A 13,604-nucleotide genomic window follows, 5' to 3' on the forward strand; every position below is an offset into this window, starting at 1 on the left:
GCGGGGGTCGCCTTCGTTCGGTGCCGGGCGTGGCACGCGGAAGACGTGATGTCGGTGCGACGCTACCGCACGCTACGTGTTCGTTGTGGTGCTTTGAGCGAGGAGGGATGTTGTCCCTCTCCCATCCCGCGCGGTGGCCGGCCTGCACGACCGAGACTCGAAACCCGGGATGGGAACACTGGGAACGCCTGGTGGGTGGGGCCCGTGAGTGGCCGCCTAAATCGCGGGTGGCGGACCGCCCTGCTGCGTGACCGACCCGAGAGCACTCCGCGCCGCACGCATATCGCTCTTCTCGCTCTTCCGCAGGACGAACATCTTGGTCACGGCGAAGACGCTGGGGCTCAGCATGACTCCTGCCATCAGGGGGTCGTGGAGAAGCCCGAACAGGATCGCGCCACCGATCGAGCCCAGGGACGTCACCCCGCCGGCCAGCAGACCTGCCATCCAGAGCCTGTGCCGGTTCTGCTCACGCATGACCGCCAGCTCGTGACGCCGCATCATGACGGGCTCAAGCGTCTTCAGTGCCACGCGCAGGTGCTGGGGAGGAAGCCGAGCCCACTCCTTCGCGTAGGAGAGGGCGAGTTCCTCCGTGTCCTCGAACTCCAACGGCTCAGGCATTCTTCCCCCTGGGGCCTGCTCCGACCCCACCACTGGGGCCTGGCGCGTCGGATCCGTGCTCCTTCGCCGTTCCGGGAGGAGGGGGACCGAGTGCCAGGAATATTTCCGTCAGACCTTTGACCGTTGTTGCGGCGGCTTGAGTGGATGGGGCGGCAGCGGTGGTGGGCTCGCTCAGGAACCGGGCCACGTCATCGACGGTGTCGTCGATGTCGTCCTGCTCGATCTCCTGTGCGGCGGTGCGGAGTTCCCTCTGGTGCACAGTTGGTGTGAGAACCGGTGAGGGCAAGGGGACCTGGCGCCCGCGGTCCCGCCACCGCATCTTCGCAGCACCCAAGAAACTTAAAGCGGCGAGACCGGCAGACAGGTATCCGATGACAGCCACCTTGGCGATCTGTTCCAGGTCCTCAGCCGTCACTTCCGGGCCGAACCAGATGAGCCCCACGCCGACACCGGTACCGCAGATGGCGCCGACCAGGGTCCACAGGCGTCGCTGCGAAGGCGCCGCCGCGCGGGACTCGCTCTCTTCCTCATGCTCGGCTTCCGACTCCCCGTCCATACGCGGAGTCTGGCATATCAGGTGATGTCCGCAAGAGCTCGTGGATGGGTTGGTATATGCGCTGGAGGGAGAAAGTCGGCGGGTCTGTCGATGGAGTCGCCGGGGAACGTTCCGGAGGCGGGAGGAGTACAGGGCCGGGCACGCCGCTCCTGGGCGAGGACGGCTTCGCGAGGCAATGGGGCGTTCACTCGTCCGGCGCAATTCCTGCTGGTCCCGGCGTGGTTGACGCGGGGGCGTCCTACGGTGCGAGAACGGGTGCCGGTAGATGGATGTGCTGAGGGGGCGGGTGCGATGGAGTCGGGAGTGGACTCGGGTGCGGGCGTGGAGGGCGCGGACGTGGGCGCCGATTCCAACGGGGAGTTCCTGCGGTGCTTCGGGCGGCAGATGAAGCTGCTGCGGGAGGCGGCCGGGCTGACGCAGGCGCAGTTGGGGGAGCGGGTCAGCTACGGCGAGGCGCTGATCGCGGCGGTGGAGCAGGGGCGTCGCATTCCGAAGCCGGAGCTGGTGGATGCGGTGGATCGCGAGGTGGGCGGGCGGGGGTTGTTGGTGGCGATGAAGGGGGAGGTGGCGAAGGCTCGGTATCCGGGGTTCTTCCGGCGGTACGCGGAGATGGAGGCCGAGGCTGTCGAGCTGCACGCGTACGACAACCATGTGGTCAAGGGGCTTCTCCAGACCGAGGAGTACGCGCGTGCCGTCTTCACCACGTGGCGGCCACTGCTGGACCCCGAGGTCATCGAACAACGTGTGGCCGCTCGGTTGGAGAGGCAGAAGCTGTTCTCCCGACGGCCTGCACCTCTCCTGAGCTTCGTCATCGAGGAGCAGGCACTTCGTCGCCCGGTCGGTGGTCGAGAGGTGCTGCGTGGACAGCTGGAACAACTGCTGTTGTACGGGCACGAGCGCAATGTCGAGATGCAGGTCATGCCGACAGACCGCGACGAACATGCGGGCCTGGGTGGGGCTTTCACGTTGATCCACCTCAAGGACCAGAGCAGGATGGGCTATATGGAGGTGCAGGAGGCGAGCATCCTGTACACCGTGCCCAAGAAGGTCAGTCCTTTGGAAGCAACGTACGGCGTTCTCCGAGCGCAGGCGCTCACTCCCAGGGAGTCGCTGGCCTTCATCACGAAGCTGTTGGGAGAGCAATGAAGGCAAGCAGCCCCGAGCCTGCCGCTGACAAGCTGAGCTGGTTCAAGAGCAGCTACAGCTCTGGAAGCGGCGGTGACTGTGTTGAGATCGCCGATGCCGGTACGGCCGTGATGATCCGGGACTCCAAGCGACCGGACATGACGTCCCTCAGTGTTCCCACTGCCCAGTGGACGGCGTTCGTGCGGATGGCCGCAGGCGTCTGAGACGAACGAGGGGCGGTGGAGAGCCGTTTGTGCTCCCCACCGCCCCTCAGCCGTGCCTAGAGTGTGGTGCTCACTCGCTCTTCTTGCGCCGCCCGCCTGCCGTCTTCTCGACCCGCCCCCGTCGCGAGCCGGGGCGTCGATCCTCTGAGCGGACCTCTCAAGGTCGCACCCGCCTACATGCGGCTGACCCCCGAGGAGGCGCAGCGGGAGCGGAAGAGGCGGCTGGCCGGGGAGAACCAGGCGAAGGAGCGGAGACTGGCGAAAGTGGCGAGGAAGTTCCAGGCCGCCAGGGAAGCCGGGGCCGGTCGCTGGCCGAAGGCGGGCGGGGGCGGGAGCGGGGCCGTCGTGGGTCCTGTCGACGAGGAAGCCGTGAACCGGCAACAGCCCGCCGGCGCGCTCGTAGGATGCCGGGATGCCCAAGCCCTTACGGACGAGCCGCCGCACGTGGATTGCGGCGTGGGTGGTGTTGTGTGCGGCCGGCCTTGCCGCCACCGTCGGTCTCAACGCCTCCAACGCACCGGACCCGCAGACCGAGAGGCCCGTCAGCGCCGAGTGCGCCGAGTATGTCGCGGACATCGAGAGGCAGCTGGCCGAGGCCCAGCGGAAGAGTGAGAGAGACGGAGTGCTGGTCTTCTCCCGAGTCCAGGCCGGCACCGATGACGACTGCGGCGAAGTACTCCGCGACCGCCTCAGGGACGATCGATGAGCCGCGGTAGACGGCTCGCCGTGATGGCGGCACTGACCTGCGTCGGCGCCGTGGCGGTCATCGCCGTGGGCGCCATGGCGGAACCGGAACCGCGGCCCACACCGCCGCGGGTGTACTCCTCCTGCCTGGCGGCCGACACCCAGCCGATGCCCACGGGCGACGACCCGTGCGAGGGCCGCTGAAGCACGACCGAGCGACCGTCCGCCGCAGAACGGCGGAACACCGTCTGACCCGAGTCGCTCCCCGGGCCGACGGAGGGCCGCCAGCCCTCATCCGGGACGGCCTCGGCACCCTTCCGCTACGGAGGCAGAGCGCCCAGGTCGCGCACGTAGATGTCCCAGCAGGGCGGTGTGACACCGGCCAGCACCCCCGTCCGGCCCCGTCAGCCCCGGGCATCACGGCGCCGGGGCGGAGGTCAGCCGACGCTCAGTGCAGGCAGAGGCAGAACGGGTGTCCGGCCGGGTCCGCGTAGACCCGCCAGTTCGCGTCCGGGCGGACCTGGTCCGTGCGTTCCAGCACGGTCGCGCCGAGGGCGAGCGCCCGCTGCTCCTCCGCGTCGAGGTCGTCCACGTCGAAGTCCAGGTGGAGCTGTTGCGGACGGTCCTGGCCTGGCCACTCCGGCGGGCGGTAGCCGTCGACCCGCTGGCAGGCCAGCGGAATGCCCTCGAATCCGTGCACCTCGACCCACTCGGGAGCGTCCGGGTCCGTGACCACCCGGCCGCCGAGCAGATCCGCGTAGAACTGGGCGAGCCGGGCCGGATCGGCGCAGTCCAGGGCGACCATCTGCAGTCTGCGAATCACTTCGGGCACTCCTCGCTCCCAGGCCGCTTCCGGCACACGGCGTACGCGAGGGGCGTACCCGTTGTCGCCGCCGGCATGCGCGGTCTGGTGCGTACGCACCAGGGCCGGCGGGCGGATGGTCCGGGCGCACCAGGTGAGGACGGCAACGGGGCACGATGCCCGGCGGGGACGCCGGAAGCGACTGTGGAGCAGGCACGCAGGGCGTGCCGTGTTCCTTGCCGAGCGGCGTCTGGAGTGATCGACAGGTGGCTACGTTTCTTTACCGGGTCGGGCGGTGGGCCTTCCGGCGGCGCCGGGTGGTGAGTGCCCTGTGGCTGGGCCTCCTGGTGCTGGTCGGGGTGGCCGCGGTCATGGCCCCCGCCGGGAAGGAGGAGGAACTGTCCATGCCCGGCACCGAGTCGCAGAAGGCGTTCGACCTGCTGGACGAGCGCTTCCCGCAGAGCAACTCCCAGGGTGCCGAGGCCCGCCTGGTGTTCCGGGCCCCCGACGGGCAGCGGGTGACCGCCACGGAGAACAGGGCGACCGTCGCGGACACGCTCGGCTCCCTCGACTGGGGCACCCAGGTCGCGTCGGCCACCGACCCCTACGAGACCGGTGCCGTCAGCGAGGACGGCACCATCGCCTACTCCACCGTCACCTACACCGTCGACGCCGTCGACCTGACCGAGTCGACGAAGAACGCGCTCCAAGCGGCCGCGGACCACGCCCGGGACGCGGGGCTGACCGTGGAGATCGGCGGCTCGGCCCTGGAGTCGGAGGTCGCCCTGGGCGGTACGACGGAGATCATCGGCGTGGTGGTGGCGGCCGTGGTGCTGGTCCTCACCCTCGGATCGCTGGTCGCGGCCGGGCTGCCGCTGCTGACCGCGTTCGTGGGCGTGGCCATCGGCTTCGGCCTGATCGCCGCGCTGGCCGGCCCGCTGGGTCTGACGTCCACCGTCTCGATCCTGGCGCTGATGCTGGGACTGGCGGTCGGCATCGACTACGCGCTGTTCATCACCTCCCGCTTCCGTGACGAGCGCGCACTGGGCAGGGAAGCGGAGGAGGCCGCCGGCCGGGCGGTGGGCACGGCCGGGTCCGCCGTCGTCTTCGCCGGGGCGACCGTGTTCATCGCCCTGGTCGGGCTGGCCGTCGTCGGCATCCCCGAACTCACCAAGATGGGGCTGGCCGGGGCCGGCGCCGTGGCCATCGCCGTGCTCGTCGCCCTGACCCTGGTACCCGCCCTGTTCGCCCTGTTCGGCCGCCGGGTGCTGTCCCGCGCGGCCCGCAGGGCCGCCGGCGCGGGCACGCGCAGCGCCGGTACGTCCGTGCCCGCCGGTTTTGCCGCGCCCACCGGCACCGGCGCCCCCCGGCCCCTCGCCGCGAGGCGAACCATCGGCACCCGCTGGGCCCGTTTCGTCCTGCGCCGCCCGCTGGCCGTGCTGGTCTGCGCCGTGATCGGCCTCGGAGCCGTCGCCGTACCGGCGCTGAGTCTCGAACTCGGGCTGCCGGGCGACGAGTCCAAGCCGGTGACGACCACCGAACGCCGCGCCTACGACCTGCTGTCCGAAGGCTTCGGCCCCGGTTTCAACGGCCCGCTGACCGTGGTCGTGGACACGGCGTCCGCCGCCGGCGCAGGGGAGGCCCGCGCCGCCACCGACCTGGTCATGAAGACCGTACGAGAAGTGGACGGGGTCGCGTCGGCCGGCGAGCCGGTGCTCAGCCCGGACAAGGACACGGCCGTCCTCACGGCGGTCCCCAGGACCGCCCCCAACAGCGGCGAGACCAAGGACCTGGTGCACGACATCAGGCGCGCGGTGGCCGGCGTCGAGGCCGAGACGGGGGCCGTCGTCCTGGTCACCGGCAGGACCGCGCTGAACATCGACATCTCCGAGGCCATGTCCGACGCCCTCGTCCCCTATCTGACCGTGGTCATCGGCCTCGCGGTGCTCCTGCTGACCGTGGTCTTCCGCTCGCTGCTGGTCCCGGTCAAGGCCGCGCTCGGCTTCCTGCTGTCGGTGGGCGCCGCCTTCGGTGTCGTTGTCGCCGTCTTCCAGTGGGGCTGGGCCGGGGACCTGATCGGCGTCGAACAGACCGGGCCGGTCATGTCGCTCATGCCGATCCTCATCATCGGCATCGTGTTCGGCCTCGCCATGGACTACGAGGTCTTCCTCGTCGCCCGCATGCGGGAGGCGTACGTCCACGGCGCGTCCCCCGGTGAGGCCGTCGTCAGCGGGTTCCGGCACAGCGGACGGGTGGTCGCCGCCGCGGCCGTCATCATGACCAGCGTGTTCGCCGGATTCATCGGGATGGCGAACCCCACCATCCAGACCATGGGCGTCGGTCTGGCCTCCGCCGTCGCCTTCGACGCCTTCCTCGTCCGGATGGCGATCGCCCCCGCCGTCCTGGCACTGCTCGGCCACCGCGCCTGGTGGCTGCCGCGTAGCCTGAACCGTGTGCTGCCGAACGTGGACGTCGAAGGCCAGTTGCTGGGCCTGCCGGTGCCGGCCCCCGCGACCGGAGGACCGGACACGCAGACGCGGCTGCCCGTCGGCGGGCGCTGAGCACCGATGACGAACCGGGGCGGCGGCGCACGACGACGCGAGGCGGCGCTCACGGCGACGGCGTTCGCGCTCTGCCTGGTCGGCGGCGTGGTGCGGGTCGACGACACACCCCTGTCGTCGCCGCCCGCCGCCGCCTACCTCATCGCCGTGGTGTCCTGTGCCGTGCTGCCGCTGCGGCACCGGGCGCCCCTGGCCGTCCTGGCGGTCACGACGGTGTGCGGTGTGCTGGTGGTGCCGCTGGGGCTGGTGCTGACCCCGATCGTCGTGGCCCCCGCGGTGATCACCGCGTACACGCTCGCCGGGCACACCGAACGGCGCACGGCGAGCGCCGCGTTGCTCGCCTCCGCGGGACTGCTGGCCGCCGCCAACCTGGTGTTCGGGACCCCCTCGTGGGAACAGGCGAGCCGGACCGGGGCGGTGGTGGCGTTCCCGCTGGTGGCCGGAGTGCTCGGCCGGTCGGCCCGGAACAGGAGGGCCTATCTGGCCGCCGTGGAGGAACGGGCGCGGCGGGCCGAGAAGGACCGGGAGAGCGAGGCGCGCAGGCGGGTGGCTGAGGAGAGGGTGCGCATCGCGCGGGAACTGCACGATCTCGTGGCCCATCAGATCACCCTGGCCAACGCGCAGGCCACGGTCGCCGCCCACTTCTTCGACACCCGCCCGGAACAGGCCCGTAAGAGCCTGCACGAACTCGTCGGGACCACCGGCGACGCGCTGAACGAACTGCGGGCCACGGTCGGGCTGCTGCGGCAGACCGGGGACACGGCCGAACCCGCCGAACCGGCACCCGGACTGTCCCGGCTGCCCACGCTCCTCGCGTCGTTCCGCCGCGCGGGACTGGAGGTGTCGGTGCGGCAGGAGGGGACCGTGAGTCCGCTGCCGCCGGGGGTGGACCTCACCGCCTACCGCATCGTCCAGGAGGCACTGACCAACGTGACCAAGCACGCCGGCACCGGCAGCGCCCGCGTGAGCCTCTCCTGGGAACGCGAACGCGTGACCATCACCGTCACCGACGACGGGGCCGGTACGGTGCCGGCCCCGGCGCCCGGTTACGGTCTGATCGGCATGCGCGAACGGGCCACCGCGGCCGGCGGGCACCTCTTCGCCGGCGGGCGCGCGGAGGGCGGTTTCCTCGTCTCCGCCGAACTTCCGGTCCCGCCCGCCAAGGACACGGCGCGCCGGGGCGGCCGGGGGACGACGGACCGGACGGCCGAGGGAACGGCCGACGAAGGGGACGGGGACACGCCATGACGCTCCGTGTGCTGCTCGCCGACGACCAGGCGCTGCTGCGCAGTGCCTTCCGGATGCTCCTCGACGCCGCCGGCGACATCACCGTCGTGGGGGAGGCCGCCGACGGCCGGGAGGCGGTGCGGCTCACCCGGGAACTGCGCCCGGACGTGGTGGTGATGGACATCCGCATGCCCGACGTGGACGGCCTCACCGCCACCGCGGAGATCTGCGCCGACCCGGAACTGCGCGCCAGCCGCATCCTGATCCTGACGACCTACGAGACCGACGAGTACGTCGCCCGGGCGCTGCGCGCGGGAGCCGGTGGTTTCATCGGCAAGGGCATCGGGGCCGAGGACCTGCTGCACGCCGTACGCACCATCGCCGACGGCGAGACCCTGCTGTCCCCGGCCGCGACCCGCTCCCTGGTCGCCCGCTTCCTGGCCATGCCCGACGACGCCCTGCCGCGGCACGAACGCCTCGCGCTGCTCACCCCGCGCGAACGCGAGATGGTGACCCTGGCCGCGACCGGACTGTCCAACCAGGAGATCGCGGAACGGATGTACCTCAGCCCCTTCACCGTCCGGGCCCATGTACAGCGCGCCATGACGAAGCTGCACGCCCGCGACCGGGCGCAGCTCGTCGTCATCGCCTACCGCACCGGCCTGGTCCGCGCCACCCCCGACACCGGCCCGGACCGGCTGCCGTAGCGGCGCGGGCTCGTGCCCGTGGACGTGTTCATGCCGTTCCCGATCGCGGCGGGCGGCCTGGCCGCGGTCCTGGTTCTCTTCGTACGGCTCGCGGTGCACGCGCGTCGCCGGGAGCGCGGCCCTGCGTGAGGAGCCCTCGGGGGCGGGTCAGAGTTCCGTCGGCTCCAGTGCGCCCAGCCGGGCCAGCAGACCCAGGCGGTCGTACTGCCACCAGCCCTCGACGATCCTGCCGTTGGCACCGAAGCGGAAGACGGTCGTGCCCGTCATCGTGACCTTCTCGCCCGTGGCCGGGATGCCGAGGAAGTCGGCCTTGTGGGTGCCCTCCCAGCTCCAGCGGGTGCACACCCGGTCGCCCTGGGCGATCTGGTCCTCGACACGGAACGCGAAGTCGAAGCCGTCCCGCCAGACGTCCATCTCCCGCCGGAAGTGGTCGAGTCCGATCAGGTCCTGCTCGTTGGCCGGATCGTGGTCGTGGTAGTGCTCCTCGACCAGGCCCGCCATCGCGGAGAGGTCGTCGTCGTGGGCGACGGACTCGAAGAAGCGCCGCGCGGAGTCCGTGTTGAGCTGCGCGTCGCGCACCACGTCGAGATCCGTGAAGGTGGGCGTCCCGTCGCACAGGGCCGTCATCTCCCGGAAGATCCGGTCGGTCTCCGGCAGCTTCGAGTTCCGTACCGCCTCCTCGTACGACGGGAACTCCACGATCTCGACGACGTGCGACGCGTTGGAGCGGTCCTTGGCGACGACCGCGTGCGTCGCCGTCCGCTTCCCCCTGGTCTGCTCGACCCACTGGTCCAGGAGCCGGTCCATCTCCTCGAACCGGCTGGTCCGGCAGTCGATGAGCTGTACGAAGGTCATGACGCTCGCCTCCGGTCCCCCCTGGGTCCGGGTTGGTCCTGTCACCCCCCATTTTCCCGCGGGGGCGGGTCCCCGGCTTACCGGGGACGCGGGGGCGGGTCCCCGGCCTACCTGGGGCCGTACTTCCGTCCCGTCCGCGACGAGATCCCGCCGAGCATCCCGCGCGGGACCAGCTTCGCCGCCCCCATCAGCGCCTTGTAGCGCGGGTCCGGGATCGACAGGGACCTGCCCCGGGCCAGGTCGGCGAGCGCCGCCGCCGCGACCTTGTCGGCGTCCAGCCACATCCACTTCGGGATGTTGTCCGTGCCCATCCCCGCCCGCTCGTGGAACTCGGTGCGCACGAAGCCGGGGCACAGCGCCATCAGCCGTACGCCCTGGCCCGCCAGGTCCTGCGCCGCGCCCTGGGTGAACTGCACGACCCACGCCTTGGACGCGCCGTACGTCCCGCGCGGGACGAACGCGGCCGTCGAGGCGACGTTCACGACACCGCCGCGCCCGCGCTCCCGCATCGCCTCCACCGCCGCCGAGGTCAGCCGCAGCACCGCCTCGCAGTGCACCTTGAGCATCCTCAGCTCGTCGGCCATGGGCGCCTCGAGGTAACGGGCCCTGTTGCCGAAGCCGGCGTTGTTGACCAGCAGGTCGACGGGGTTCTGGCGGTCGCCGAGACGGCCGGCCACCGCCTCGATGCCCTTGTCCTCCGCCAGGTCGGCGGTCAGCACCTCCGCCTCGATGCCATGGCGGTCGTGCAACTCGGTCGCCTGTTCGCGCAGCCGGACGGTGTCCCGGGCGACCAGCACCAGATCATGTCCGTCGGCCGCCAGCCGCCGCGCGAACGCGGCACCGATTCCCGCCGTCGATCCCGTAATCAGAGCCGTTGTCATGGCGCCAGCGTAGTGACAGCGGAGCAGGGACGTCCGTTTCGTGTCACTTCATGGACACGCCGTCAGGCCGTCTGCTCCGTCCCGTACTTCTCCACGTACGTCCGTGCCTTCGCCAGAGCCTCCGGATGCAGCGCCCCGGAGGCGGCCAGCAGCCGGGGAAGCAGCGCGCGCTCGGTGGTCACCGCGCGGAACTGCAGCGCGACCGTCACCTCGTGATCCGGCCGGTGCACGATCCGTACGGCGTCCCCCGCGCGTATCTCACCGGGCCGGACCACCCGGAAGTACGCCCCCGGCGCGCCCCGCTCGGTGAACCGCTTCACCCAGCCCTTCTCACCCAGATGGCCCTGGAAGGTACGGCAGGGAATCCGCCCGGAGGTGACCTCGAGGACCACCTCGGGGCCGACCGCCCAGTGCTCGCCGATCAGCGCGCCGGAGACGTCGATGCCCTCGGTGGTGAGGTTCTCGCCGAACATGCCGTTCGCCAGCGGGCGCCCCAGCGTGCGCTCCCACGCGTCGAGATCCTCGCGGGCCATGGCGTACACCGCCTGGTCGTCCCCGCCGTGATGCCGGGTCTCGCAGACGGCGTCCCCGGCCAGACCGCTCGCCCCGTCCGGCCCCGGCGCCGCCACCCGCACCGGACCGTCCACCGGCCGCTTGTCGATACCGGTCACACCGTCGGGCTGATCGGTGTACGGCACGGCCTCGGGGCGGCCCAGGTTCACAGACAGAAGCTTCATGCCTCGCACGGTAAGCGATGAGGATCAAAGCGTCGACGCATTATCCGGCGCCAGATCAAAGGTCCGCTTATCCTTGAAGTGTGATCGAAGCCCGTCATCTCCGTGTGCTGCGCGCCGTCGCCACCACGGGATCCTTCTCCGCGGCGGCCCGCGAACTGGGCTGCACCCAGCCCGCCGTCAGTCAGCAGATGAAGGCCCTGGAGGGGTCCGTCGGCACGCCCCTGCTCATCCGCAGCGGCCGCGAGATGCGGCTCACCCAGGCCGGGGAGGCGCTGGTGCGGCACGCGGCCGGGATCATCGCCGGACTGACCGCCGCCGAGGAGGAGGTCGCCGCCATCGCCGGGCTCCGCGCGGGCCGCGTGCGGCTCGTCTCCTTCCCCAGCGGCAGCTCCACGCTCGTCCCCACCGCCCTCGCCGCCCTGCGCGACGCCCACCCGGGCACGCGGGTCTCCCTGGAGGAGGCCGAGCCGCCGCGCTCCGTGGAGATGCTGCGCGAGGGCGACTGCGACGTGGCCCTCGCGTTCCGCTACGAGGGGGCGGCGGGCGCGGAGGAGTGGGACGACCTGGTCGTACGGTCACTGCTGTCGGACCGGCTCCTGGCCCTCGTACCCGAACGGCACCGGCTCGCCCGCGCGGATTCCGTCGCCATCGGAGAACTCGCCGACGAGCCGTGGATCGCCGGCTGCCCGCGCTGCCGGGGTCAGCTGGTCGAGGTGTGCGAGACGGCCGGTTTCACCCCGCGCATCGACTTCGCGACCGACGACTATCCGGCGGTCGCCGGGCTGGTCGGCGCGGGACTCGGGGTCGCGGTCCTGCCCCAGCTGGCGGTCGAGTCGCTCCGGCCGCGCGGTGTGCGCACTGTTGCGCTGGAGCCGGCCGTGCGCCGGGAGATCGTCGCGCTCACCCTGCCGGATCTCGCCCAGGTGCCGGCGGTCGACGCGACGCTGGAGAAGCTGGCGGCGGCGGCCGCGCGATAGGGCGGGCGGTCGCGCTCCGTGACCGTACGCGGGCACGCCTGTGCGCCCCGCGGTGGTGGAGAAACGTTCCTTCAGTTGTTCGAAGCGGTGTGCCCTCCGGCGGCCGATGCCGATACCAGCCGGTTGCGCGCCCGTCCCATCAGCTCTTCGCGCTCGTCCTCGGTCAGTCCGCCCCACACGCCGTACGGCTCACGTACCGCCAGCGCGTGGGCGGCGCACTCGGCGCGCACCGGGCACCTCATGCAGACCTCTTTGGCCGAGTTCTCGCGAGCGCTCCGCGCGGCACCCCGCTCGCCCTCGGGGTGGAAGAACAGCGAGCTGTCCACTCCGCGGCAGGCAGCCAGCAGCTGCCAGTCCCACAGGTCCGCGTTCGGTCCGGGAAGGCGGGAGAAATCTGCCATTGCGTGACCCCTTGTAGCCGTTCTGGGCGGATCCGGTGTCCACGACCGTACAACTACGATCCAAGGAGATGAAAATATGACTCATTGCGAATCTAGCCCCGGACACCAACTAATGGGAAGAAAAGGGTCTGAATGGGGCACAGGTTGTGGTGAAAGTTCGGGGGTCCGCCGCGCATGACTCCACCGTGTCCGCCTCCTCACGTAGAGTGCCGAAGATGGCAGACGGCCCCGTAACTCTTTCGAGTGACCGTCGTTGAGAGTGCGAGGCGGTTGAAGGAACAAGCGCTCGGGCGGGCGTCCGAGACGGTCGACCGCAAGGTGACGATTTCGTACCAGCCTGGAGGCTCAAGGTGACGCGCATCAGCTCCGGAGGGCGGCCATGACTTCCGTCCTCGTCTGCGACGACTCCCCGCTTGCCCGAGAGGCGCTCCGCCGCGCGGTCGCGACCGTGCCCGGCGTCGAGCGCGTGACGACGGCGGCCAACGGCGAGGAAGTCCTCCGCCGCTGGGGCGCCGACCGCTCGGACCTGATTCTGATGGACGTACGCATGCCCGGTCTTGGCGGCGTCGAGACCGTCCGGCGGCTGCTGTCCGCCGACCCCGGAGCGCGCATCATCATGCTCACGGTCGCCGAGGACCTCGACGGCGTGGCGCTCGCGGTGGCCGCCGGCGCGCGGGGCTATCTGCACAAGGACGCCTCCCGCGCGGAGCTGCGGGCGACGGTGACGCAGGCGCTCGCCGACCCGACGTGGCGGCTCGCCCCGCGGCGGCTGCGGTCCGCCGAGATGGGGGCGGCGCCCACGCTCACGGCGCGTGAGATCCAGGTGCTGGAGGGGATGAGTCACGGCCGGTCCAACGCGGAGATCGGACGCGAGCTGTTCCTCTCCGAGGACACGGTGAAGACGCACGCACGCCGGCTCTTCAAGAAGCTCGGGGCGTCGGACCGCGCGCATGCGGTGGCCCTGGGCTTCCGCTGGGGCCTGGTGCGCTAGCCGCACCGACCCGCAGCGTGAGCGACGCTGCGGGTCACCGCCCCGGCACGCCCGCGCACCGGCCGGGCGTGCCCGCACCCTCCGCTCCCGCGGGCTGTGCCCGCGCCCTCCGTTCGGGTGAGCTGTGCCCGCACCCTTCGCTCCCGCGGGCTGTGCCCGCGCCCTCCGTTCGGGTGAGCTGTGCCCGCACCCTCCGCTCCCGCGGGCAGTCGTGCCGCTGGGGCGGCACGGGTGGGCGCGACGGCACCCCGCGAGCGC

General features: G+C 71.4%; 16 protein-coding genes. 9 read left to right on the top strand and 7 right to left on the bottom strand.

Annotated elements, in window-relative coordinates:
* Positions 1–216: 216 nt before the first annotated feature.
* Positions 217–618, bottom strand: coding sequence for a hypothetical protein (locus tag IF28_RS0118210; RefSeq protein WP_030221149.1), 402 nt, complete (start codon positions 616–618; stop codon positions 217–219).
* Positions 611–1,174 carry a hypothetical protein gene (locus IF28_RS0118215; RefSeq protein WP_030221151.1) on the bottom strand — a complete coding sequence of 188 codons (564 nt, stop codon included), beginning with the start codon at positions 1,172–1,174 and terminating at the stop codon, positions 611–613. Before IF28_RS0118215 ends, IF28_RS0118210 begins: the two co-directional genes overlap by 8 nt.
* A gap of 291 nt (positions 1,175–1,465) precedes the next feature.
* Here IF28_RS0118215 and IF28_RS0118220 point away from each other — a divergent pair, with 291 nt between their 5' ends.
* From IF28_RS0118220 to IF28_RS37865, 4 genes are all read left to right on the top strand, one after another.
* Positions 1,466–2,320, top strand: a complete 855-nt coding sequence (locus IF28_RS0118220; protein WP_030221154.1) for a helix-turn-helix domain-containing protein — start codon at positions 1,466–1,468, stop codon at positions 2,318–2,320.
* Complete coding sequence (locus tag IF28_RS0118225; protein ID WP_030221157.1) at positions 2,317–2,523, top strand: DUF397 domain-containing protein; 207 nt, start codon at positions 2,317–2,319, stop codon at positions 2,521–2,523. The genes IF28_RS0118220 and IF28_RS0118225 overlap by 4 nt, the downstream gene beginning before the upstream one ends.
* Positions 2,524–2,935: 412 nt before the next feature.
* Positions 2,936–3,229 carry a hypothetical protein gene (locus IF28_RS0118230; RefSeq protein ID WP_030221160.1) on the top strand — a complete coding sequence of 98 codons (294 nt, stop codon included), beginning with the start codon at positions 2,936–2,938 and terminating at the stop codon, positions 3,227–3,229.
* Complete coding sequence (locus IF28_RS37865) at positions 3,226–3,411, top strand: hypothetical protein (RefSeq protein WP_078621244.1); 186 nt, start codon at positions 3,226–3,228, stop codon at positions 3,409–3,411. The genes IF28_RS0118230 and IF28_RS37865 overlap by 4 nt, the downstream gene beginning before the upstream one ends.
* A 244-nt stretch (positions 3,412–3,655) precedes the next feature.
* Here IF28_RS37865 and IF28_RS0118240 read toward each other — a convergent pair whose 3' ends face one another.
* Positions 3,656–4,030: a VOC family protein gene (locus tag IF28_RS0118240; protein ID WP_030221162.1), complete on the bottom strand. Its 375-nt coding sequence runs from the start codon at positions 4,028–4,030 to the stop codon at positions 3,656–3,658.
* 245 nt (positions 4,031–4,275) lie between these two features.
* Here IF28_RS0118240 and IF28_RS0118245 point away from each other — a divergent pair, with 245 nt between their 5' ends.
* From IF28_RS0118245 to IF28_RS0118255, 3 genes are read left to right on the top strand one after another with little or no spacing between them, the layout of a single operon-like run.
* Positions 4,276–6,570, top strand: coding sequence for an MMPL family transporter (locus IF28_RS0118245; RefSeq protein WP_030221164.1), 2,295 nt, complete (start codon positions 4,276–4,278; stop codon positions 6,568–6,570).
* 6 nt (positions 6,571–6,576) lie between these two features.
* Positions 6,577–7,818 carry a sensor histidine kinase gene (locus IF28_RS0118250; RefSeq protein ID WP_030221166.1) on the top strand — a complete coding sequence of 414 codons (1,242 nt, stop codon included), beginning with the start codon at positions 6,577–6,579 and terminating at the stop codon, positions 7,816–7,818.
* The gene (locus tag IF28_RS0118255; protein ID WP_030221169.1) at positions 7,815–8,504 is read left to right on the top strand and encodes a response regulator transcription factor; all 690 of its coding nucleotides are present in this window, start codon (positions 7,815–7,817) and stop codon (positions 8,502–8,504) included. Before IF28_RS0118250 ends, IF28_RS0118255 begins: the two co-directional genes overlap by 4 nt.
* Before the next feature lie 147 nt (positions 8,505–8,651).
* Here the strand turns inward: IF28_RS0118255 and IF28_RS0118265 are convergent, their stop codons facing one another.
* The 3 genes from IF28_RS0118265 to IF28_RS0118275 all read right to left on the bottom strand — a co-directional run bounded on the left by IF28_RS0118265 (position 8,652) and on the right by IF28_RS0118275 (position 10,977).
* On the bottom strand, positions 8,652–9,359 hold the full coding sequence (locus IF28_RS0118265; RefSeq protein WP_030221172.1) for an ester cyclase: 708 nt from the start codon (positions 9,357–9,359) through the stop codon (positions 8,652–8,654).
* A gap of 107 nt (positions 9,360–9,466) precedes the next feature.
* Positions 9,467–10,240 carry an SDR family NAD(P)-dependent oxidoreductase gene (locus tag IF28_RS0118270; protein ID WP_030221175.1) on the bottom strand — a complete coding sequence of 258 codons (774 nt, stop codon included), beginning with the start codon at positions 10,238–10,240 and terminating at the stop codon, positions 9,467–9,469.
* Positions 10,241–10,302: 62 nt separating this feature from the next.
* On the bottom strand, positions 10,303–10,977 hold the full coding sequence (locus tag IF28_RS0118275) for an MOSC domain-containing protein (RefSeq protein ID WP_030221179.1): 675 nt from the start codon (positions 10,975–10,977) through the stop codon (positions 10,303–10,305).
* An 80-nt stretch (positions 10,978–11,057) separates the two neighbouring features.
* On the opposite strand from IF28_RS0118275, the gene IF28_RS0118280 reads away from it, so the two are divergent.
* Complete coding sequence (locus IF28_RS0118280; RefSeq protein WP_030221182.1) at positions 11,058–11,954, top strand: LysR family transcriptional regulator; 897 nt, start codon at positions 11,058–11,060, stop codon at positions 11,952–11,954.
* A gap of 71 nt (positions 11,955–12,025) precedes the next feature.
* On the opposite strand, the gene IF28_RS0118285 is transcribed toward IF28_RS0118280, so the two are convergent.
* Positions 12,026–12,355 (bottom strand): WhiB family transcriptional regulator, encoded by a 330-nt coding sequence (locus IF28_RS0118285; protein WP_030221185.1) that lies wholly within the window; start codon positions 12,353–12,355, stop codon positions 12,026–12,028.
* Positions 12,356–12,734: 379 nt separating this feature from the next.
* Here IF28_RS0118285 and IF28_RS0118290 point away from each other — a divergent pair, with 379 nt between their 5' ends.
* On the top strand, positions 12,735–13,346 hold the full coding sequence (locus IF28_RS0118290) for a response regulator transcription factor (RefSeq protein WP_003948568.1): 612 nt from the start codon (positions 12,735–12,737) through the stop codon (positions 13,344–13,346).
* The last annotated feature ends 258 nt before the right edge of the window (positions 13,347–13,604 follow it).

Source organism: Streptomyces sp. NRRL WC-3626, assembly GCF_000718785.1.
GTDB lineage: Bacteria > Actinomycetota > Actinomycetes > Streptomycetales > Streptomycetaceae > Streptomyces > Streptomyces edwardsiae.

Excerpts from the sequence above, each read along its gene's own strand:
- IF28_RS0118290 (WP_003948568.1), top strand. The coding sequence starts at position 12,735 with ATGACTTCCGTCCTCGTCTGCGACGACTCCCCGCTTGCCCGAGAGGCG.
- IF28_RS37865 (WP_078621244.1), top strand. The coding sequence starts at position 3,226 with ATGAGCCGCGGTAGACGGCTCGCCGTGATGGCGGCACTGACCTGCGTC.
- IF28_RS0118250 (WP_030221166.1), top strand. The coding sequence starts at position 6,577 with ATGACGAACCGGGGCGGCGGCGCACGACGACGCGAGGCGGCGCTCACG.
- IF28_RS0118210 (WP_030221149.1), bottom strand. The coding sequence starts at position 618 with ATGCCTGAGCCGTTGGAGTTCGAGGACACGGAGGAACTCGCCCTCTCC.
- IF28_RS0118265 (WP_030221172.1), bottom strand. The coding sequence starts at position 9,359 with ATGACCTTCGTACAGCTCATCGACTGCCGGACCAGCCGGTTCGAGGAG.
- IF28_RS0118230 (WP_030221160.1), top strand. The coding sequence starts at position 2,936 with ATGCCCAAGCCCTTACGGACGAGCCGCCGCACGTGGATTGCGGCGTGG.
- IF28_RS0118225 (WP_030221157.1), top strand. The coding sequence starts at position 2,317 with ATGAAGGCAAGCAGCCCCGAGCCTGCCGCTGACAAGCTGAGCTGGTTC.
- IF28_RS0118285 (WP_030221185.1), bottom strand. The coding sequence starts at position 12,355 with ATGGCAGATTTCTCCCGCCTTCCCGGACCGAACGCGGACCTGTGGGAC.
- IF28_RS0118275 (WP_030221179.1), bottom strand. The coding sequence starts at position 10,977 with ATGAAGCTTCTGTCTGTGAACCTGGGCCGCCCCGAGGCCGTGCCGTAC.
- IF28_RS0118270 (WP_030221175.1), bottom strand. The coding sequence starts at position 10,240 with ATGACAACGGCTCTGATTACGGGATCGACGGCGGGAATCGGTGCCGCG.
- IF28_RS0118255 (WP_030221169.1), top strand. The coding sequence starts at position 7,815 with ATGACGCTCCGTGTGCTGCTCGCCGACGACCAGGCGCTGCTGCGCAGT.
- IF28_RS0118215 (WP_030221151.1), bottom strand. The coding sequence starts at position 1,174 with ATGGACGGGGAGTCGGAAGCCGAGCATGAGGAAGAGAGCGAGTCCCGC.
- IF28_RS0118220 (WP_030221154.1), top strand. The coding sequence starts at position 1,466 with ATGGAGTCGGGAGTGGACTCGGGTGCGGGCGTGGAGGGCGCGGACGTG.